The organism is Amycolatopsis sp. WAC 01375 (assembly GCF_003947325.1).
Lineage (GTDB): Bacteria > Actinomycetota > Actinomycetes > Mycobacteriales > Pseudonocardiaceae > Amycolatopsis.
Genome location: NZ_QHHW01000029.1, coordinates 24,210 through 46,258 on the forward strand (window position 1 = coordinate 24,210; position 22,049 = coordinate 46,258).

Sequence of the window (22,049 nt, forward strand, 5' to 3'; positions counted from 1 at the left end):
GGAAGTCGTGACGTATAGGAGGTTGCGATGGCCAAGCACGGCTCAAGCGAGTGGCTGACTTATGTGGAACGACTGAAAGCGCTAGGCCCTGCCCATCTCGACACCTTTCAGGCGTTGTCTCAGCTGTTTAACAGCAGCCTGCGGGCCGGAAGACGGGGGACTGCGGTCCAGCCAGTCACCGACGACGAGCCCGACCTACCCGATGATCTCAGCCCGCGCCTGGAAGGCGACCACGCGGAGCTGCTCGCGGAGCTCGTCACCCGCGCCCTGGAACTGGAGGATCAGGAGTCCGTACCCGGCCCGGACGACCCGCGGGCCCTGAAGGCGAAAGTGTTGCTCGCACACGTTCTTGGGGCAGCTGACCAGTTGGATGGGCAGGTCGAAGTCGCCCGCGTGATCGCAGAGGACTCCAGAGACGGTCTCCTGGAGACCGCCGCACGCCGACCGGAGAGTGTGGAGCCGACTGACCTCGAAGCTGCCGAGATCGTTTGCGAATGGCTCATGGAGTTGATAGGCGAAGATCCTCGCTCATGAGTGCTGGTCGCCTACTTCCGATGACAAGCCGACATCCCAGGTCGGGCACGTCGTGGACGCTGAGTCCACCAACCCACCTTCCCTAACCAAGCTGCAGACACGACGTGAACACCGCTTCCCCACACCGGTCGATCGAGACGACAAGGACCACGCGGGAGCGGGACACCTTGGGGGAAATGGGCGAAAGCTGACGAAAAAGTCGACACCAGCGGAACTCCTGAATAGCCGCTGACCTGCGGTTTTGTGGTAGCTAGGGGATGCCGCTGGGGCTTCCTCTGTGGACCTTGGGGGAGCTTGCTGCAACACAAAACCCCAGGTAGATGCCCTGGAGACGCTGCTCCAGAAGCTACCCGACCCCACTGCACCGGCTCCAGCGCCCGCTGACCGACCCGAACCACGGCGGGTACGCCAGCTCGATGCCGACCAAGTTCAGGTACTCATCGCCGGTTACGAGGCAGGGGCGACGGTGTACGAGCTCGGTGATCGATGCGGCATCGAGCGGCAGACGGGTCAGCAACATCCTCCGCCGGAACAACGTGCCGATGCGGCGGCGCGGGCTATCGCCGGAGCAGGTCGACGACGCCGTACACCTCTACAAACTCGGCTGGTCACTAGTGCGAGTCGGCTAGCACCTGGACGTCGACCACACCACCGTGCTGACCAAACTCCGCGAACGCGGCGTCCCCACCCGCGACACCCACGGACGACCACGGTCATGATTGGCTCCGCAGTGATTACTCATGGACCAATCCTGGTTCGGAAATTTGCAGATCAACATGGGTGTTTCAGCGAATTCCAGAGTCGCCTTCAGCGTCTGCCGCCTCCTCGGGGTCCGTGCGAGCACGCCGTGACTGGTACAGGTACGCACCGATCAGCCGGATGAACTCATCGGTGCGCTCACTTTCGCCTGTTAGTGCCTGGGTCAGCTTCCCGAAGGCACCCTCGTTCAACACCGCAGCATCGGTAAGCGTCTCACGCAGGTCCGGAGAGATCAGGAACTGGTCGATGGCGTTGTTGTCGATTTGCTCGGCGATCCGGGGGGCCTCCTCGGCCATGCCAGCCGCGGCGGTGACGAAGCCGCCGATCTGCGGGTCGGCGAACTCCCCACCGAAGAGGTCGTTGATTTTCTCGATCACCTCTGAGAGCAGCACCTGCTGCGGGTCATCGCGGGTCACTCCCGATCCGACGCCCGTGATGCCCTTTAGCGCCAACGCCTCCTGGTCCCCAGACAGGCCGATGGCTGCCTTGCCCTGATCGATCTGGCGTACTCGCTTCAGGACGACACCGGACAGGTCCACGTCGGCCGTTGGGTTATCGACGGCAAGCAGCCGCACCAGTTGCCGCAGGAACTCGGCAAGCTTCTCCAGGTCGGTGGTGCCGTAGTCGACCACCTGTGACATGAAGTCGTACAAACGCACGTATGAGCCGCAGTCCTTGCGGAACTCTCGAAGCCTATTCAACGCCTCGCTGTCATAAGCTTCAGTCGCCTGGGCCCAGCGGCCGACGAACTCGTCGCGGGCTGGCGTGATCGCCGCCGCCAGCGCCGAGTGGGACTGCGAACCGCCCGAGCCCCACCAGGCCTCCGCGTATCGCTCGACGTCGCCTGGGGTGTAGATGCGTTCCTGGGCGATCTTCGTCGCCAACCGGTGGACTTGGTTCGGGTCCGTCTGCGTCTCGACGTGGGCCTCGGTGTAGTAGTGCAGGAACGCGTCCTGAACGTCCTTCGGGTTATTGACGAAGTCCAGGACGAAAGTCTTGTCCTTCTGTTCGCCAGACGGTGCCCGGTAGGTCCGGTTGAGCCGTGACAGGGCCTGAACAGCGTGCACGTCGGGCAGTTTCTTGTCGACGTACATCCCACACAGCAGCGGCTGGTCGAAACCGGTCTGGAACTTCTCCGCCACCAGCATCAGCCGGTAGTCGGGGTGCTTGAACTCCCGCGCCAGATCAGTCCCAAGGCCAGGGTTCATGGTCGCCTCAGTCGCCTTCTCCAGGCCGTAATCGGCATCGTCGATATCGCCGGAGTAGGCGACGATCGTCTTGATCCCGTAGCCCTTGGTGCGGATGTACTTGTCGGTTTCGACCTTGTACCGCACCGCGGCCTGGCGGGAGTCGGTGACGACCATCGCCTTGGCCTGGCCATCGAGCAGATGCGCGACGTTCGCACGGAAATGCTCGACAATGAGCTCGACTTTCTGGCCGATGTTGGACGGGTGCAGGTCCTTGAACCGCATGATCTTCCGAGTGGCGACCTTCGGGTCCACGAGGCTGTCTGCGTCCCCGTCATCGTCGCTGGTGATCGAGGTGACCACACCGTCCTTACCGCGCCGCTCGATCTCAAACGCGGTCTTGTACGTCTGGTAGCCGCGGAGCACGTCGAGGATGAACCCCTCCTCGATCGCCTGCCGCATCGTGTAGACATCGAAGGAGACCGGCTTTCGGTCCTCGCTGGGCCGCCCGAACAGTGTCTTGGTCTTTGCCTTCGGTGTCGCGGTGAATGCGAGAAACGAGATATTCTTCGCGCCGGCACGAGCCGCGGTCTCCGCGCTGATCCGCTGCTCGCGCTCTTCGTCGGACGTCAGCAGGTCGTTGACCACGTCCTGTGTGTCCACCGTCTCGTCTTCAGCGATCTGCTCGCCGCCCTCTGTGAGGACCTTCTTCAGCTCGGCGGCGGTCTTGCCCGATTGCGACGTGTGGGCCTCATCGATGATCACGGCGAAGTTCTTGTCGCCGAGCGTTGTCTCGAGCAGGCTCTTGACGTAGGGGAATGTCTGGATCGTCACGACGACGATCAGCGCCGGCCCTGTGAGTGCATCCAGCAGAGCCCTGGACTTCGAGCCGCCGGAACGGCGTACCGCAGCGGAGTCAATCATTGCAAGGGAACTCGAACTGTCGTCGACCTGGTCCACAGCATCCTGGAGTTGGCGGTCTAGGACCTTGCGGTCGGAGATGATCAGCACCTTGTCGAACACCTTGTTGTTTGCGGTGTCGTGCAGGCGGGCGAGCCGATGTGCGGACCACGCGATCGTGTTCGTCTTGCCCGAGCCCGCTGAATGCTCGATCAGATACCTGCGGCCGGGCCCTCTTCCCGCACGGCCAGACTGTCCGCTGACGCCCGATTGAGACCGTCAACCTAGCCAATGCGTCGCACGCTAAGACAACACCCAGCAACGTGCGGAGGTCGTCATGGCGTGGCCAGAGCAAACCGGAACTCACTCCTGGTGCGTCCGCTACCGCCGCGGCGGCGGCACCGAATCCATCCCCGGATTCCCTTCAGAGGATGCCGCCCGCGACTACATCAGCGACATGGCAACCGACCGACGACGCGGCACATGGATCGACCCCGCCGACAGCAACACCACCCTCGCCACCTGGATCCAACGCTGGTTCCCTAGCCTCGACCTCGACCTCGACCCACGCACCCTCGAGCACTACCGCAGCTACCTGCGCTGCCACATACTTCCCCGCTTCGGTGACGTCGCACTCGGCGCGATCACCGCCCTCGACGTCACCAGCTGGGTCAAATGCAACGTCGACGCCGGCTACTCGCCGGACACCGTCGCCGGCTGGGTCAAGCTGCTGTCGATGGTCCTCACTGACGCCGTCGACCAACGCCTCATCCCCACTAACCCCGTCCGACAACGACGGCGCCGCGGTCGCCGATCCCGCCGGATCACGCCCGAGAAGATCTGGGCCGCTCCGGAGCAGGTTCTGAGAATCGCGAATCAGGCCGCCGCGCTTGGCGGGCGCATTGCGTGGCTTCTGACTATCACCGCCGCCTGGACCGGCTGCCGCTGGGCGAACTCGCCGGACTGCACCGCGACAACGTCAACCTCGACACCGGCCACCTCACTATCCACCCCGAACACGGCGCGCTGCACGAATGCAACGGCACACGCTGGCTCGGCCCACCGAAAACCGCCGCATCCGCCCGGACGATCGCGCTGCCACCGTTCCTGACCGCGCTGCTGCGACAGCACCTGGCGAGGCATCCGTTCGAGTTCGTGTTCACCACGCCCAGCGGCACCTGGCTCTGGCGCTCGACGTTCATCCGCCGCGTCTTGCGACCGGCGATCGACGGCAACCTCACCGACCCGAAACCCGGCGTGCGGGCCTACCCAATCCGGCCAGGGTTGACGTTCCACGGGTTGCGGCATAGTCAGAAAACCTGGCTCATCGCCGGCGGTGCCCCGGAGATCGCCCAAGCCCGCCGGCTTGGCCACCACCTCCATGACCGCGTCGCGGAGACCTACTCCCATGTTGCCCGCGAAGTCGAAACCCGGCTATTGGCTGATCTGCAGCGACGCTGGAATAAGGCGACCCGCGATCGGACGCCGCCACCGTCATCCGGGCCAGCAGCTCATTCGACACGGCCTGCCCCGACCACCGCTGGTAAGGGGGTCACCACCCGGAAACCCCGGAACCAACACCGAAAAGCCACCGCTGAGCAGCTCTCCACCCGCACCACACGGCTCCAGAAACGCTCCAGCAGGGGCACACAGAACCCCCGAGAAACGATCACGCAAGATCGGAAGCGCGATGCAGAAAACCCCTCCGACCAGCCAAAACGGCTCAACCGAAGGGGTTCTTTGCGATGTGGAGCTAAGGGGACTCGAACCCCTGACCCCCTCACTGCCAGTCAAGCAGGGCGCTGACCTGTGGTTATCGAGAACCCCCTAGTCGATTGGAGCGGTTTCGCCCTGCTCGATGCGGTTCGACGCCGTTGAGCGCAGCTGTAGCCGACGTCGTGCTCCAGTATTGCTCCAGGAAATTGGTGTGAGAGGCGGTTGATCGTGCACGCCGCAGGACCGGCCAGCGCGGGCCGAACCCTGTAGGAGACCAACGGGAACAGGGGCGACCTGGGAATGGGCGTTTCTGCCGCTATGTCAGCCTTACGGGAGGAACAGGGCTGACCTACGGAAACGCTTGGCCAGGTGAGTGCCCGGCAGAAGCACCAAAGGATGGGAAGAGGACTGACCAGCGGTTTTCGTCAGGAACGTTGATTGCGGAGACCGGGTTCGCGGTAGCAGCCCCTGTCTGGTCGCGTTCTACGTGATGGTGCCTGGTGAATCGTCTTCGAGGTTGGTGGGTTGCTAAGCCTGGTGCCAGACCAGAATGTCCATGATCGCTGTGGTCTGTTGCCGGAAGAGATGAGCGGCATCGTCACGTTGACGATTGTGACCCATCGTCGTTCACTGAACTGATGAGCTGTTCACGCAGCCGGAAGCCCAGCCGTCGACCTATGCAAGGCCAGCCACCGGAAACAGCGGCCGCCACGAGTCACTGGTATGCCAGAGCAATGGAAGGCTGTTGTTGGGTACGGTATCGGAGAACACGATCAGGGCCGCCAAGTCCTGATAGCCCAGGCGGTACTTTCTCCTAATTTGACGAAGGCCGTTGCCGTCGGTACAGAAACTGGACAGCAAGGACCGGTGGTGCGGGTCAGTAATGATCGCGCTAGTCTCGGTGAAGCAGCGGTCGCGGTCGCCGAGCCGCCGGTAGGCGCCGACCTCCACTCGATCCCGGAATGCTGAAAGATCGGCGACGACGTCCTGCAGTGCGGCATCGAACGCGACGACGACGAGAATCCTCACCCTCGCGTTCGGGAACCGCCGGAGGAGCCGCTTTAGGGGCGCGTTCTCCCCTTCCGTGTAGTCGCGCAACGATCTGCCTGAACCCACGACGTCGTCGGTCATGACAAACCACTCCGGCGGCTTGCCGTCAAAATCCGGCCAACTCTCCGTTTTGTCCAGCAGGTTTAGCTGGGTGAGGCAGTGCCAGTTGGCCTGGTTCTTGAGGGCGTGCGCGATGCGCGGGCCGCTGGCGCCGAGTGACTGCCACTGGCAGAACGACACGCGGCCGTAGGCAGGAATTCCGGAGGTGTCGATGAGATGATCGAGCGCTCGGTAGAACTCGTCGGTCCCGATGTAGTACTTCTCTGCGACCGACCGGAAGAGCTGTAGTGCGACGGGCCGCAGGTTGCCGGGGAACTGATCCATCCAGAGCCGCAGAGCCTCTTCGGTGAGTTCGCGCCCGCGGTAGGGCACCCGGGCCAGCAACCACCTCATCTCGTGCGAGAGCACGTCGAGTACTGACGCCGTCCCTACAGGCCGGTTAGCGTCGTATTCGCAGGCTGTTTCGAGCACGCGGCGCAGCAGACTCAGGTGGTCACCCACGCTGGCTACTGAGTTCAGCACTGCGGGCAGGTCGTCGTCGTCGGTGAGCGTGGAGCGTCCTACCAACGATATGAGCATGCTGCTGGCGATGGTCATGACGCATGTCAGCTTGGACGGGACCGGGACGTCAATGCGCCGTTCGAACGCTGTCCAGAGCCAGTGGTCTGGGGGGATCTGGGAGTCGGCGACAATGCGTCGGGAACCGACGATCACGGTGTCCTCTGCGATCTGCCAGCTCGTTCCGAGTGCGTCGGTGTAGCGCCGTTCCGAGATGGCCGCCCGTAGCCGCTGTGCGAACTCCAGTGGAAGATCCTGCAGGCTGGACAGAAACAGGATGATCGCTTCCTCCTGCCCGAGTAGCCCAGGTGCGACGCCGTCGCTGCCTGCTCGCTGTGCGTCGGCCTCGGTGCCGAAGAGCATCGTGGACAAGGAATCGACCGAATCGCTGGTCGCGACTTCCGCGAAGTTCGCTCCCACGTCGTTCGCGAGGCATCTGGCAAGGGTCCGTTTCCCCGCCCCGGACGGTCCGGTGAGCAGCACGGCCGGAGACCGGCTGGCTGCAGCAACGGCGTTGTGGAGCAACTTCAGCAGATCCCGCTGTGAGTCGCTCAGTACCTGCGGTCCCACCGCTATGGGGTGGTCGGTGGAGTCGGCAGGCGGCGTGCCGCGGACGGCTCAACGAAACGGGGTGGCACGGCGAGGGGGCCGTTCGACTCGAACCGGATTGCACAGGTGACAATCTGACCACGTTCCGGCGGCGGCGAGAAGTGACGCGGCCGGAAAGGCACCGTTTGGTGCAGGTCGAGCAGATAGCCCTGCGCCCGCCACTCAGTGATCCGGCGGTCCACCCGCATCTGCGTCAGCCGGGGCTTCTCAGGCTCGGCAGGGTCCCGCCAGATGTCGTACATGCGGATTGCGGGGAGCTCCTCGCGGCGGAACTGCGCACGTAGCTGCCGGAAGCGCTCGGCCCCCTCGCGATAGTCGCCGGTCTGGTAGCAGAGCACGGCGTAGCGGAAGAGGTCCAGCGAGCGAGCCGTTTCGGAGAGTTCGGTGTCCAGTAACCCGTACAACTCTTTGAGCAGGCCGAAGTTGTGAAGCCCAACCGGCTGACGCTCAAGCAGGGAGATCCGCAGACGCACCGAGCGAGCTTGCGGCTCCACCCCGGCACGCTCCGCCTCGTCCAGGATGGCCAGCGCGCCTTCAATGCCCTGCATTCCCTCGTGCTTCAGTAGACAGAGCTGAGCCTTGCAGTAATACCCGAGTTCGGGATTGGTCGAGTTGATTAGCTCGTCGACGTAGGCCGCCCCGACTTCTTCGTTGATCTGGGAGAGCGCCTCGGCACGGTAAGTCGTGATCTGTCTGGTCCAGTCCGGGTCGGGTGCCACGTTGTTCGTCGCCACGTCGTCGGCTTCATCGAGTAGCTCCAGCGCCTGCATCACGTCGGACGCCTTTACCAACTTTTCATCGGCACGGGCTGCTTTCGCGTGGGAGAGTAGTCGGTGGCTGAAGGCGAGAAGGGCCTCCATGTTGACGCCGCCAGAGAGCTTGATCGCTTTCTCGAACGCGGCGCAGGCACTAGCCCACGCCCCTGCCCCGTCGGCAGCGCGGTCCGCTTCCTGCAGAGCAAGGGAGTAGCGGTAGTAGGCCGTGCCGAGGGTGTTGTAGAGGTGGCTGGGATGTTCGTCGCGCCCAGGACGGCGGGGCAGACCGGTGGACCTCTCCAGCTTCTCCACGGCACTGGCAAAGCGCTTAAGCCGCTGGTCGATCTCAAGCTGTGGCGTGCGTTGGTTGGCTGAGCGGTACAGCGATCGCGCCCAGTGATGCAGAATGGCCTTGCTCTGGTCACGGATTGCGGGCGGAATCAGGTCGAAGGTCCGTAGCCGCCAGTCCCACTCAGGGTCGCGCTCGTCAAACTTCGGCGCCAGGACGTCCTTTGCGAGCGACTCGGCAACCCAGATGTCCGCGGTGCTGCCTGGCGACAGCGCCCCGAGAACGGGCGCTAGCTGCTGCATACGCGCGGCGGCGGAGCGCGCGGCGGTGTGGTATTCCAAATAGGCTCGCGCGAGCGCGGGGTGAAGGAACCGGATAACGTCCTCCTCGAGACCCCTGACCGGCCCGCCCCAAGCAATGATGCCGTCAAGCTGTCGGATAGCTGCGGAGAGGTTTGACGGGTAGGTGCCGCCCACAGCGGGCCGGATGACGGTCCAGATCGGGCTTGGCAGGCGGAACGAGGACATTGCGGCCACGTAGGTCACGATCTCGCGTACCGAGGCGTCCTGGATGGCCTCGCTCCGCTGCATGATCCATCGGCCCAGAAAGCTCCCCGCCTGCTCGGCGTCGGGCAGTTCCATGCCCTCGGTGAGGAAGAACCGCAGCGCGACCCAGAACAGCGACGCCGTTGCTCCGTCGTCACCCAACGGCCACTGCGTGGCCTGGTCATACTGCCGCCATTGGTACACGGACGGGACTTCCGCCGGGAGATCCCACCGCTCTACCGTCTGAGACAGAGTGCGCCAGCACTGCTCGACTTCGTTTTCGACCAGCCCTGCGCTCAGCACCGGGAGCACCGCAGTCCGCCGCGTCCGCCGCTCGACATCGGCCTCCGCATTCTGTGCGGCGACCGCGTGTAGCACAACGATCGACCGGCCATGCCGAGCGAGTGCGCCAGCGATGCCCCGAGCGGCTATGCCGCGCTCATGGTGCTCGACGTCAATGACGATCAACAACGGCGGGATTTGCTCGACACCGAGGGCGAGCGCCCCTTCCGAGAGCACGGTGGCGAAGGCTAACAATTCCTCGTAATCGATGGCGATCTGATCAGGGCGCAGGACAAGGGTGGGGAACCCTTCTCGAGCCGCCGCATACGCTGCTGCCCGCAGCAGTGTGGTCGCCCCCGCACCAGGCTCGGCCGGAAGCCGCACGACGTACGTCGAGGCCGTCCCCGAGCCTCCCTGCACCTCCCGGAGCACCGTGAGGACATCTTCATGCAGCGGCTTGTCCTGTGTCCGGTAGTCGCGACCGACCGGAAGGCCGACGCTGTACGCCGACCAGTCCTCCAGACTGCCGTCCAGGAAGGCAAGCAAGTTCTCCATCGTGAACGTTGCCGTCGGAGCGATGTGCTGCTCGGTTAGGAGCGAGAACCGGGCAAGAATCCGGTCGACGTCGCGGATCCCCAAACTCAGAGTGTGGTTTCCGATGCGCACGGTGTGCTGCGAGACGTCCGCGACGTGCGGAGCGCCGGCTGCGGCCATGGCTGTTAGGAGGTCGTCCTCGGTCCCGCGCCAGACGTGGACAACGATCGCCGGGCTCGCCGGCAGGACGGGTTCCGGCGCGTCCAGAGGCCAGACGAGAAGAATCTCCAGGTCGACGATCGGGCAGTCCTCGAGGACTTCGGACAGCATCTCAAGATCATCATTTTCTCGGGCTCCGAGAACGATCAGGACGCGTTCCCGGTACTGGCCCAGCCGCTCGGCGAAGGCCCACGCGGTCCGCTCCCGCACGCGTCCGCGAACCGCGCCGTAGCGGGACGCGGCGGGTGCGTCCGGATCAAGTACGCCGGGCAGGACACAGACCGGCAAGAACTCACGCGAGGAGAGTTGCGCCGAGGCATCGTGGTCTGCCGCGAGCAGCACAATCTGCCGAAGATCCGGCTCCGCAGTCTGCGCCGCATCCTTGAGCGCCGGTAGCAGCGGGCTTGCCGCACCCTCGAGCCACACCGCCTCCCAGTAGTAGGAGGAGACGCCCAAATCGAGAGAGTCCGGCTGGACCCGATACCGCACGGCCGCCTCAGCCGCCGCGACGGAGTAGTTGTGCGGCTGTTCGCCCGGCCGGAGGTCGTGGGCCTGGCACGCCCACAGAAGGCCCCGCCGGTCACGAAGGCCCATCGCGACAGACATGGGCAGGGGTTCGGGCACTCTGCTCGTCACACGCTTTCGTGGGTCGGGCGGTCGATTCTCGTCAATCTAGCATCGTCCACGACGTTCCCAGCCGCTCCCGGCGCCGGTTAGTTCATACGTGTCGACAGTCCGCATTCCGCGCCGAGCAGCGCCCTGAGGACGAGTCGGGGGTGCTACCTCCGCTCGCGACAAACGTGCTGCTCGCGCAGTGCGAGCAAGTTCAGGAGTGGCCAGCGCAGGCAGTACCCCCGTAGGACCAACGGGAACAGGGCCGACCTGGGAATGGGCGTTTCTGTCGCTATGTCAGCCTCGCGCGAGAAACATCAGTGATGCCGCCACCGTATGCGAGACGAGGTGAGGGCCGAGCCCGCGATAACGCGAACTCGACGGCGTATTTCTGCAGCGCGGTCGGGTAGCGGCGTTCGTCGCCAGGGGGCAAGCCCAGAGGCCCATGCGGGTTCATTTTCGCGCACTCGATACTGCATTGAGGTAGAGTTCGGACTCGTGACTGAGCAGGCGAGGGTTTTGGGGATGTTGCGCAGCTCTGGCGTGCTGGACGGCATCGCCTGGGCGCACCGGTCGGCCTACCAGCAGGTGCGTCAGGACTACAACCCCGCAGGTGGCCACAAGCAGTCCTGGATCGGCTACAACGCCTACATCTACCTGCTGGATCGTCTCGACCGGGTCTTTCAGTGCGGGGACTTCGCGGCACAGCCGGGGGAGGAGTCGGTGGGGCGCGACGTTCTGGCGGATGGCATCGCCGGCCGGGACTTCCAGTCATTACCGTTGCTGCCGGCGGGCACCGTGGTCCGACATGACCTCAACGGATCTCCTGGCTGGGCGGTCGATGGCTGGCGGTGGCTGCTGGCCTCGTACAAGTTCGGGCAGGTCAGGAAGATTCGCTGGCCGGAGAAGAGCGACACGAAGCAGACAGTTGCACGTCAGCCTCACTCCGAGGACGACGGTGGCCTGTTCCCAGTCACGGCGATCCCCGGCTTGCCGCCGTTGGAAGGTCTTCCGGACGACGAGCGTGATCTCCGGAAGACCTTGGTTCTCGCGCATGCGATGGACCCGGTGACCGTCGACTTCGAGCTGTTCTTCGGTCGCATCCGGTGGAACTCTGACCGGGGCGATGCCTGGGTATGGCGGGAGAATCTGCTGGACCTGCCGCCTGGGCCCCAGAAGAGCGGGACGCGGCCCCAGCAGGTCGACCCGATTCTCCCGCCGGCCGGAGATGCCGCCGACGCGGACGTGCGCGTCCGGAGGTCGGCGCGCGGTGACGGCGGACCACGTGCTATTGGTGACGCATGACTGAACGGCTGGGCGATATCGCCGCCTTCTTCGACGGCGGTCGCCTGACCCTGGCTCGACAACTGGCGGGCTTGCGGAAGAACGCTCTAGCGGCGTTGATCCAGAAGACGCCTACAGCGGTCGCGGCATACGAGAGCGGGATGAAGCGACCGGCGCCGGCCACGGTGGGCGCTCTGGCGATGGCATTGGAGGTCGACCCGGGATTCTTTCTGGCCCGGAAGCAGTCGTTCCCGATCGCCGCCACCGCCCCGCACTTCCGGTCATTGAGATCGACCAGCCAGATCGCGCGGGATCAGGCCTACTCCTACGGATGCCTCGCCGTCGACATCGCGACCACGATCGAGCGACATGTCGAGTTCCCGAAACGCGATCTGCCCAGCTACCCAGTATCAACCGAAGAAACCGGTGGCCGCGCACCGGAGGAGGCGGCGTTACTGCTGCGGAAGCAATGGGAAATGCCGTCAGGGCCAGTTGGACATCTTGTCAGGCTGGCGGAGAGTCACGGCAGCCTTGTCGTGTTCAGTCCCCTGGACAACGCGACGGTCGACGCTTACTCCTTCGACACGCCCGAGTGGCCGATTATCCTGCTCAATCCGTTGAAGGACGACTACTACCGCCAACGCTTCGACGTGGCACACGAGCTCGGGCACTTGGTGATGCATGTGGATGCCGAACCAGGGGGCCGGATCGTCGAGGATCAAGCGCACCGTTTTGCCGCGGAGTTGTTGATGCCGGCGGATGAGATCGCCGAACAGCTGCCAAGTAGGGCGGACTGGCGGCGACTCGGCCAACTCAAGCAGCACTGGAACGTCAGCCTGCAAGCCCTCTTGTTCCGGGCGCGAACGCTCGGTGTCATGAGCGACGTCACCTATCGCAACGCGATGGTCACGGTGTCTTCCAAAGGATGGCGGCGCCGCGAGCCTGGCCCGATGCCCTTGCTGGAGCGGCCGTCTCTGTTGCCTCGCGCCATCGAACTCATTCGCACCGAAACCCAGGTAGACGAACTTGCACTCGCATCGGAGTGTCAGGCGCCGCTTGAGCTATTCAGGACCATCACATCGCGTTCTCCGGCGGTTGGCTAGCGCCAGAATCCGCCGAACTGTGCTGTCGGAGACATCTGAGGCTCGATCTACACGTCTGGTAGCGCCGTAGCGATCTTCGTGCAGCCAACGATTACTCTGGGACGAAGTCGGTGGCGAAGCGTCGGCTGGGGAGGTCGTATGGGCAGGCTTGGACGCCGCTTCTGGTGGCTCGGAGGCATGGCTGCTGTCGGCCTGGTGCTCTGGGGAGCGTGGCAGCTTGGCGCATTGAACTGGCTGTGGAAGGAAAACCATCCATATCGGCCGGTGGTCGAAGCACTGAGCTGGGTTGCAGGCATCGCAGGACTGATTCTCGGGGCAATCGCTCTGATCGTCTCGCTACGCCAGCTGCAGCGCGAACACAGAACCGAGGGTGGGGCTGCAACGCGACCAGCAACCGAGGTGGCCGGAAAGTATACGGTCGAAGTTCGAGATGGTCGTGGGGTCCAGATCGGTGACCACAACACACAGACCAACCACTTCGACCGGTAGCTAACAGTGTTCTCCCGAGATCGACAGGACCGCAGTCCGACCCCGTCGGAGCTGGCGCGGCGTGTAGACGTCAGCCAAAGCGAAGGCGTGCAGGTTGGCGATCACAACACGCAAAACAACACGCAAAACAACACCTACGTGGTTATTCGCCCCGAGGGTAACGGCGTCGTTGCGCCAGCACGGGACGATGAGGCGATCAGCGATACCGTGGACAGGAACTACCGGCGGAACCGGATCACGCGGCCGCCGGTCATGGCTGCCCATCCTGGAGCGTCACTTCTGGCCGACCGATTGACTGCAGATGATGGCCGTCCAGTTGTTGTGATGCACGGTCGTGCCGGTTCAGGCAAGAGCACGGTCGCGGCCGAGGCTGTGAAACAGCTGACCGAGGCCGGCTGGACGGCCGCGGTAGTGCGCATGGACGCGATCGACAGTGTCTGCCGAAACGCCGCGGCACTAGGGAAGGCAGCAGACCTGCGGTCATCCCCTGTGGACGTCCTGGCTGCGGCAGTCGGCGGTGGATCGGCCGTACTCGTCATCGATCAGCTCGATGCGGTGAGTACGTACAGCGGCCGCATCCCCGACAGCTACCACGCCGTCGCCGAGGTGGTCGAACAGGCGAGTAGGTACGGCCGAATGAAGGTCGTCCTCGTCGTGCGTACAGCTGATCTTTTGGATGATCCGAGAATGAGGTTTCTGCTACTCGACGAGGACAAGGTCGAGCAGCTCGAGGTCGGTGACCTTGATGCCACGGCGGTACGTGCTGCTCTCGCTGAGTTTAACGTCGACGCGACCTCACTAGCGGCGGATACGTTCGACTTGTTGCGCGTCCCTCTGCACCTGGCGGTGTTCTTCTGGCTGGAAGCCAAGTCTCGTGAGCTGCCGTATCGGACACTTCCGGACCTGTATCGACAGTTCACAGGCCAGCTCCGTTCGCTGGTTGAAGGCGACCTTGGGGCGGCTGGCTGGCACGGAGCGATCGCACCTCTCGTGACCTACATGAGCGAACACGAGACCCTGCATGCACCAGCTGCGCTCCTCGATCGGCTTCCGCAACGCGCACGGCCAGCACTGGCTTCGGCGGGGATCGTCCGCGATGACGGCGACACCGTCCAGTTCTTTCATGAGACCTACTTCGACTTCTTGTTCGCACAAGAATTCGTCGCCCAGGGACAAGATCTGCACGACTTCGTGGTGAACTCGGGTCAACAACTGTTCCGGCGCGCCCAGCTGCGACAGGTCCTCGAACACCTCATCGGGGTCAATAGACGGCGGTTCCGGACAGACGCGGTCCGGCTCTTGACCAGCGACGCGATTCGTTCGAACCTTCTCGACGTCGTGATCGGGGTCCTCAGTTCCCTGCCGGCCGTGGCAGACGACTGGCTGGCGATGGAACCGTTCGCATTCGGCGGCTCACGTCGGAGCGGGCGGCTCCTCGCTCTGCTGATGGAGCCCGCTTGGTTCGATGCTGCCGACTCGGCCGGTCGTTGGGAGCCGCTGCTCGCGGAGACTGCGACGGCTACACCGACAGCCAACGTGCTGATCAGGGCGGCCAGGGAGCGTGGGAAACGCGTCGCTGAACTGGTCAAGCCGTTCATCGGCAGCTCTGACGAGTGGACGCTTCGACTGCGGTCCATGGTCGAGTGGTTTCTGTCGCCAGGCCTGGTCGACCTGACCGTTGAGCTGCTCCGCCGCGGCTTGTTGGACGGAGCTCGAGGGCCGATCGCGGTCAACAGCAACTTCTGGTCGATCATTGCCGGCCTGCATGACGAAGACCCCGCAGGAGCGGCGCGGGTTGTCGGTGCGTACTTAAACCGCGCCAGAGAACGAGCACAGGCCGACGACGTTGCTAACCCGTTTCCGGATTACATCGACCAGTCAGGAGGTGCCGGTGGCGACAAGACGATCGTCGAGATCGCCACAGCAGCGCCTCAGCAGTACCTGGAGCACGTGCTCCCCTTCGTACTTACTGTATTGGACGACACTGCCACGGACGCCGATGGCGAGCGAAAGGCCGGCGGTCCTTGGGCGTACAGGTTCTACCGATCTCATCTAGTCACCGACGCAGTCTTAGACGGCATCGATATCGCCCTACGCGCGACTGCACATGACCTTTGGAGCAGCTCGAGCTCCATTATCCCCACTTTGCGCAGCAGTGATCACGAGGTCGCGCGATTTCTCGCGTGCCGTGCCTACGCAGTCATCGCCGAGCCTGCAGCGGACGAGGCGATCGATTGGCTGCGATCGGACGACCGAAACCTGAAACTGGGCTGGCATGGCAGCAACGTCTGGGCATCACGGCTACTAATCGAGGCGGCAACACCGCACTGCGGCGATGCCCAACTCGAGGCTCTATGCACGAAGCTCCTTGCCTACTACCCCGCCTGGGAGAGGAAACCCGGTAGAAATGGAGCCTGGGGGTACACCCAGTACGTGCTGATGTCGGCGTTGCCTGAGAGCCGGCTGTCACCTGCTGTCAGACGCAGGCTAGGTGAACTCGAGCGCAAGTTCACTCGCGCCGTTATCCGGCCGCCCGAGCCTGTTGAAGCTCACTTCGTTGGCCCGCCGGTGCCCGAAAAGGCAGGCGAGCACATGACCAACGAAGACTGGTTGCGAGCTATCGCCAAGTACAGTTCGAGGGAGGAACTCGCTCGTCGGAACTTTGCAGTTGGAGGCTCGCGAGAACTCGCCCAACTGCTCGGTCGCCGTGCCACGATCGAACCGCAACGCTTCACCGAACTCGCCTTGACCTTTGACGAACAGATTCCGACATACAACATCATCGAAGTCGTCAACGCAGTCGCTGACAAGATCACCACCGCAGAGCTGACTGAACTGTGCGAACACGCAAGGCATATCGTAGGAGAAGCGGCTGGCCAAGCCGTGTGCCGCGCAATTGCGAACTCCGCTGAGGAAGCTACGGACGCACTGATCGACCTGGTCGAGCACTACGCTCGAGCAGCTGATCCTGCGGTGGAACGCGCGGGAGGACGACCCGATGACGACTTCGAGCTGGCAACGAAAGGGATGAACTCGACGCGTGGAGTTGCCGCTGCGACGATCGGTCAGATTCTCGCCGCCGAGGCGACGTACGGACCTCGGCTGCTCCCAGTTGTGGCGGGACTCGCGCAGGATCCAATCCTGTCTGTACGCGCAGAGGCCGCTCGTCCTAGTTTGGCGCTATTCGCAAGCCACTTGGAGCAGGCCCTCGATATCGCTGACGCTCTGTTCTCCACAAGTGCGATCGAGATACACTATTCAAACCCCGCTAACGAGCTGCTGTTGCAGGCCATCTTCGATGCAGGTCCGCGTTTCGCACGGCACCTCAATCGTGCGCTCGAAACAGACAGCCCCATCGCGGTGAGGGCTGGCCACATCTGGGCCAACGCCTTATTGAACGACCGGCTACCGGAGGCATGCCCCTCCGACGTCACCGACTTGCCGACCCTGGCGCGGCAGGGGGCCGCGCAAACCATGGCCACTGCACCGCACCTCGCTGCCACCGAGCTCGTCAGGCTATTTGACGACGGCGACCCAGATGTCCGCAAAGCCGCCTCTGCGGCGATCCGAGTCCTCCACGAACCAGCCTCTGCCTCGATCAGTGAACGCGTCGTGGTGGCGTATGCGACCAGCCGAGCCTTCCCAGACAACTTCGGTGACCTCTTCCACGCGCTCGAGCAAAGCCTGAGGCTTCTGCCCTCCACCACGATCATCGCTTGCGAGCGCGCCGTCGAACACGCTGGTGTCGAACTCGGTGATCTAAGCAGGGCTACCGCGGCTATCAGCCGTGACATTGTCACCGTCGTTCTCCGGCTCTATCGACAAGGCGACGCGGCGATGCGCGATAGATGTCTCAACGTCGTGGACAAGCTGGCCGATGTCGGGGCATACGGGCTGCCAGAGGCGCTCCAACACGAGCGCTGACAGGCGGGCGCGCGGCCCGGGCAGCGCCTCTGGTTGTCTACCTGTTCAGAGGACGTTGCTGAGGCATTTCTTGTGATCCCATTTCGCCACCGTCGGCCAGTGCTCCAGCGTCACCTAGTGACCCTGCCGGGTAACCGGGGACTCGTTGATGGCAGGGATCCGCTGTAGAGCGGCGAGGCCGCGCTTACGCCGTCTCCGATTGGGCTCCGTTGCCGAAGTAGAGCCCGACACGGCCCGATACAGCCTGGCACTTGGATGGAACGCAAGACCTGTGCTGACCTGCACAGATGGCCGAAACTCGACCCTTTGCGTCACTGGCTGACCTTGCGGTGGAGGGGACTTGTAATCCGAAGGAATCTGCAGCTCATCGACGTGGCGTTGCGTTCCTTCCCTTCATCGCGTTTGCACTGGTAGTAGCCGAGTTGCGAACTGTCAAACGGTGGCGCATACCGGGTCTGTCCATTTTCGACGTTGGCGTCCGGGAGGTCAGTATGGCTTGGACAGAGAAGATCGGCCCGCGCTCGTGGCGTGTTCGCTATCCCACGGCTGACGGCAGGATCGGGTCGCGTTCTGGTTTTGATACCAAGAAGTTGGCTGATGACTATGCCAATCAGATTGAGGCCGATCAACGGCGTGGTATCTGGTTGGATCCGCAGGCGGCGAAGACCAGCGTGTCCGCCTGGGTGGCCTTGTGGACCGAAACTCTCGACGTGGAGGTCCGCACCGAGGAGAACTATCGCAGCCGGATCCGTAACCAGATCGAACCGAGGTGGGGAGTACCGCGGTCGGCGATATCACCGCCCTGGCGGTGACGTTGTGGATCAAGGAGTTGCGGCGCCGCTACGCCCGGTCGACGGTGGCCGGCATTGTCACGGTGTTCTCGATGATGCTTGACGACGCTGTCGACGAGCGGCTCATCGCCGTCAATCCCGTGCGCAGGAGAGCGCGGCGTGGTCGGCGCCGCGAGCGGTCACCCGTTCCCGCGGAACGGATCTGGGCAGCGCCCGAGCAAGTCGTCCGGATCTCGGACAACGCAGAGCTACTCGGCGACCGCTGTTACGGGCTGTTGGTCGTGACCGCGGGCTGGACCGGGGCACGCTGGGGCGAACTGACCGGTCTGCGCCGCGTCAACACACACCTCGACGACGGCTGCATCGTCATCGATCCGGACACCGGCTGCTTGCATGAAGGCAACCACCGGCTCTGGCTCGGGCCGCCCAAGACTCCAGCGTCGGCACGCACTATCACGCTGCCACCGTTCCTGATCGATCTGTTGCGGGACCACCTGGACGGTCACGATGGTGACTTCGTGTTCGCCAGTCCGCGCCGCTGCTGGTTGCGCCGCAGTGACTTCGATCGGCGGGTCTTCCGCCCCGCGGTGGACGGAAACCTTCAACGTCCCGACGCTGCTGTGCCGATCGAACCGGTCCGGCCGGGCCTGACGTTCCACGGACTACGGCACAGCCACAAGACATGGATGATCGCCGACGGTATCCCCGAGATCGCCCAAGCCCGACGGCTCGGGCACCGGCTCGACAACCGCATCGTCGAGACCTACAGCCACGTCGCCCCTGAAGTCGAGCGACGCTTGCTCCGCTGTCTCGAGCGCCGCTGGCGCAAAGCACGCACGGCCGTTGGCCTACCGAACGCGCTACAGCCAGCCGGATCTACGGGAACGCTGGTTGACCCCCACCGCGCCACGGTGGTGGGAAAGCAGCGGTGAAAATCGGAGTAGCTGAGACGTTCCCCTGCCTCGCTTCACTGCGAGCCCCGCGCGCCCTCGGCCTAGTGCCTGCTGCTGGTCATCGAGCAGGCAGAACAGCAAGATCGATCCTCCAGAAATCCTCCAGCAGAGGCTCCTGAATCGATCCGCCGTGGATCTTCCGCTGACCACCGAAGATCCACGGTCAAACGAGAAAACCCTCCCTGACCTGCGGAAATTCCGCTGATTTGGGAGGGTTTCGTCACTGTGGAGCTAAGGGGACTCGAACCCCTGACCCCCTCACTGCCAGTGAGGTGCGCTACCAGCTGCGCCATAGCCCCGGAGCGGGTTGTTCTCCGCATCTCGTGTGTCCATACATTACACCGCTCGCCGAGGCCGTTCACGCGGGGGTCACTCTGTGCTGCCTCGAACAGCCGGATAGGCGTCGACCTGCATCTTTGCGACTTATTTTTAGACGTGTATTGACTCCGCGTGTGACCGCCGTTACGTTTTCGTCCATCGTGACGCCGAGGTCCCCGCCCGCTACGCCGCGTCTCCACTGGGCTCCGCCTCAGCTCGTCCTGCCCGAATGACGCGGAGGAGGTCCTGATGAGGGCCAGAGCAGCACTGATAGCCCTGTTTTCCCTGGTCGGAGCGCTGATCGTGGTGGCTCCGGCGGCGCAGGCGGCCATCGTTCCCGATACCTGGTACACGGTGACGACCACCGGCGGGAAATGCGTGGACGCGCGTGCCGCCGGATCGGCGAACGGGACGGTCGTCCAGCAGTACGCCTGCAATCAGACCTTCTCCCAGCAGTGGCAGTTCCAGCCCACGTCGGGTGGCTACTACCGGGTCAACACGCGCAATGACCCGGCGCGGGTGTGGGACGTCGCCGAAGTGTCGACGGCCGACGGCGGGCTGATCCATCTGTGGGCCTACGGCGGCGGGAACAACCAGCAGTGGCAGCCGGTCGAGGAATCCGGTGGGGCGTATCACTTCGTGAGCCGCAACAGCGGCAAGTGCCTGGACATCCCGGGCCTCTCGACCCAGGACGGCATCCAGCTCCAGCAGTACGCCTGCAACGGCAGCGGCGCCCAGTCCTTCCGGCTCACCCCGGTCACCGGCACCGCGAACCCCGATCTCGGGCCGAACGTGCTCGTCTTCGACCCCGGTATGTCGCAGTCGGCGATCCAGTCCCAGGTCAACAGTGTGTTCTCGCGGCAGGAGACCAGTCAGTTCGGCTCGAACCGGACGGCGCTGCTGTTCAAACCGGGCTCGTACAACGTCGACGTCAACGTCGGGTTCTATACGCAGGTGCTCGGGCTCGGCCTCTCGCCCGACAACGTGACGATCAACGGCGCGGTGCACGCGGAGGCCGACTGGTTCCAGGGCAACGCGACGCAGAACTTCTGGCGTGGCGCGGAAAACCTGTCCGTGAACCCGGCAGGTGGCACGGATCGCTGGGCCGTTTCGCAGGCCGCGCCTTACCGCCGCATGCATATCCGCGGCAATCTGCAGCTCGACGACGGCGGCTGGTCCAGCGGCGGCTGGATGTCCGACGTGAAGGTCGACGGTCAGGTCCGGTCCGGCTCGCAGCAGCAATGGATCTCGCGCAACTCGCAGTTCGGGAGCTGGAGCGGCTCCAACTGGAACATGGTGTTCGCCGGCGTCGATGGCGCGCCGTCGACCAGTTTCCCCAATCCGCCGTACACGGCGGTGAACACGACGCCGGTCGTGCGGGAGAAGCCGTTCCTGTACGTCGACGCCGCGGGCGCGTATCAGGTCTTCGTGCCCGCCAAGCGCACCAACGCCTCCGGCATCACCTGGGGTGCCGGGCAGCCGGGGTCGTCGCTGCCGATCAGCCGGTTCTTCATCGCGAAGCCCGGCACGACGGCGTCGCAGATCAACGCCGCCCTCGCCGCGGGCAAGGACCTCCTGATCACGCCGGGTGTCTATCACCTCAACGAGACGCTCCGCGTCACCCGGCCGGACACCGTTGTGCTCGGCCTCGGCCTGGCGACACTGATCCCGGACAACGGCATCACCGCGATGACGGTGGCCGACGTCGACGGCGTCAAGGTCGCCGGCGTGCTGATCGACGCGGGCACGACGAACTCGAACACGTTGATGGAGGTCGGCCCGGCGAACTCCGCGCAGGATCACGCGGCCAACCCGACTTCGCTGCACGACGTGTTCTTCCGCGTCGGCGGGGCGGGCGTCGGCAAGGCCACGAACAGCCTGGTGGTCAACAGCGACGACGTCATCGGTGACCACCTGTGGATCTGGCGTGCCGACCACGGCAGCGGAGTCGGGTGGAACACCAACACCGCCGACACCGGGCTGATCGTCAACGGTGACGACGCCACGATGTACGGCCTGTTCGTCGAGCACTATCAGAAGTACCAGACGATCTGGACCGGCGAGCGCGGCCGGACGTACTTCTATCAGAACGAAATGCCTTACGACCCACCGAATCAGGCCGCCTGGATGAACGGCTCGACGCGGGGTTACGCGGCCTACAAGGTGGCGGACTCGGTGACGGCCCACGAGGCGTACGGGCTCGGCAGCTACTGCTACTTCAACGTCGATCCGAGCGTGGTGGCGGATCGCGCGATCGAAGCGCCGAACAACCCGAACGTCCGGTTCCGGAGCATGGTCGCCGTCTCCCTCGGCGGGAACGGGACCATCGCGCGGGTCGTCAACGACCGCGGCGGACCGGCCAACTCGGGATCGACGGTGGCCAATCTGGTCGCTTATCCCTGATACCCCGGTGCGCGCCGGGATGGCGGTCGCGGCGCGCACCGGCCCCACCCGCGGGGGAAGCGTGGTTGCGAAAGCCACTTTCGCGACGTTGAAGGTTGCGAAAGTGGCTTTCGCAACACCTGCCGGAGGGCGGGAAAGGGCCTCACCCCAACGGGTGGCGTGCCGCGCGCTCGCG

13 protein-coding genes and 1 tRNA gene are annotated in these 22,049 nt (G+C 64.2%); 10 read left to right on the forward strand and 4 right to left on the reverse strand.

Annotated features, from left to right (window positions below):
• Window positions 1-27: 27 nt before the first annotated feature.
• Window positions 28-534 carry a hypothetical protein gene (locus DL991_RS18735; RefSeq protein WP_125785630.1) on the forward strand — a complete coding sequence of 169 codons (507 nt, stop codon included), beginning with the start codon at window positions 28-30 and terminating at the stop codon, window positions 532-534.
• Between the two features lie 785 nt (window positions 535-1,319).
• Here DL991_RS18735 and DL991_RS18745 read toward each other — a convergent pair.
• Window positions 1,320-3,596 carry a DEAD/DEAH box helicase family protein gene (locus DL991_RS18745; protein WP_125785631.1) on the reverse strand — a complete coding sequence of 759 codons (2,277 nt, stop codon included), beginning with the start codon at window positions 3,594-3,596 and terminating at the stop codon, window positions 1,320-1,322.
• 121 nt (window positions 3,597-3,717) lie between these two features.
• On the opposite strand from DL991_RS18745, the gene DL991_RS43350 reads away from it, so the two are divergent.
• Window positions 3,718-4,491 carry a hypothetical protein gene (locus DL991_RS43350; protein ID WP_125785632.1) on the forward strand — a complete coding sequence of 258 codons (774 nt, stop codon included), beginning with the start codon at window positions 3,718-3,720 and terminating at the stop codon, window positions 4,489-4,491.
• Window positions 4,386-5,186 (forward strand): hypothetical protein, encoded by an 801-nt coding sequence (locus DL991_RS43990; protein ID WP_370306862.1) that lies wholly within the window; start codon window positions 4,386-4,388, stop codon window positions 5,184-5,186. The genes DL991_RS43350 and DL991_RS43990 overlap by 106 nt, the downstream gene beginning before the upstream one ends.
• 585 nt (window positions 5,187-5,771) lie before the next feature.
• Here the strand turns inward: DL991_RS43990 and DL991_RS18760 are convergent.
• The gene (locus DL991_RS18760; RefSeq protein WP_158634436.1) at window positions 5,772-7,334 is read right to left on the reverse strand and encodes a sigma 54-interacting transcriptional regulator; all 1,563 of its coding nucleotides are present in this window, start codon (window positions 7,332-7,334) and stop codon (window positions 5,772-5,774) included.
• 2 nt (window positions 7,335-7,336) lie between these two features.
• Window positions 7,337-10,621, reverse strand: a complete 3,285-nt coding sequence (locus DL991_RS18765) for a hypothetical protein (RefSeq protein WP_125785635.1) — start codon at window positions 10,619-10,621, stop codon at window positions 7,337-7,339.
• Between the two features lie 486 nt (window positions 10,622-11,107).
• Between DL991_RS18765 and DL991_RS18770 the strand changes: the two genes are divergently transcribed.
• The 6 genes from DL991_RS18770 (at window position 11,108) to DL991_RS18790 (ending at window position 19,132) form a co-directional block, all read left to right on the forward strand.
• Window positions 11,108-11,914 carry a hypothetical protein gene (locus tag DL991_RS18770; protein WP_125785636.1) on the forward strand — a complete coding sequence of 269 codons (807 nt, stop codon included), beginning with the start codon at window positions 11,108-11,110 and terminating at the stop codon, window positions 11,912-11,914.
• Window positions 11,911-12,996, forward strand: coding sequence for an ImmA/IrrE family metallo-endopeptidase (locus DL991_RS18775; RefSeq protein WP_125785637.1), 1,086 nt, complete (start codon window positions 11,911-11,913; stop codon window positions 12,994-12,996). Before DL991_RS18770 ends, DL991_RS18775 begins: the two co-directional genes overlap by 4 nt.
• Before the next feature lie 138 nt (window positions 12,997-13,134).
• Window positions 13,135-13,485 carry an RIP homotypic interaction motif-containing protein gene (locus tag DL991_RS18780; protein ID WP_125785638.1) on the forward strand — a complete coding sequence of 117 codons (351 nt, stop codon included), beginning with the start codon at window positions 13,135-13,137 and terminating at the stop codon, window positions 13,483-13,485.
• Between the two features lie 6 nt (window positions 13,486-13,491).
• Window positions 13,492-17,409 carry a hypothetical protein gene (locus DL991_RS18785; RefSeq protein ID WP_125785639.1) on the forward strand — a complete coding sequence of 1,306 codons (3,918 nt, stop codon included), beginning with the start codon at window positions 13,492-13,494 and terminating at the stop codon, window positions 17,407-17,409.
• A gap of 287 nt (window positions 17,410-17,696) precedes the next feature.
• Window positions 17,697-18,221 (forward strand): hypothetical protein, encoded by a 525-nt coding sequence (locus tag DL991_RS42965; RefSeq protein WP_199753998.1) that lies wholly within the window; start codon window positions 17,697-17,699, stop codon window positions 18,219-18,221.
• On the forward strand, window positions 18,218-19,132 hold the full coding sequence (locus DL991_RS18790; protein WP_199754000.1) for a site-specific integrase: 915 nt from the start codon (window positions 18,218-18,220) through the stop codon (window positions 19,130-19,132). Before DL991_RS42965 ends, DL991_RS18790 begins: the two co-directional genes overlap by 4 nt.
• 247 nt (window positions 19,133-19,379) lie before the next feature.
• Here the strand turns inward: DL991_RS18790 and DL991_RS18795 are convergent.
• Window positions 19,380-19,452, reverse strand: a tRNA-Ala gene (locus DL991_RS18795).
• 268 nt (window positions 19,453-19,720) lie between these two features.
• Here DL991_RS18795 and DL991_RS18800 point away from each other — a divergent pair.
• The gene (locus DL991_RS18800; RefSeq protein ID WP_125785640.1) at window positions 19,721-21,874 is read left to right on the forward strand and encodes an RICIN domain-containing protein; all 2,154 of its coding nucleotides are present in this window, start codon (window positions 19,721-19,723) and stop codon (window positions 21,872-21,874) included.
• Window positions 21,875-22,049: the final 175 nt, after the last annotated feature.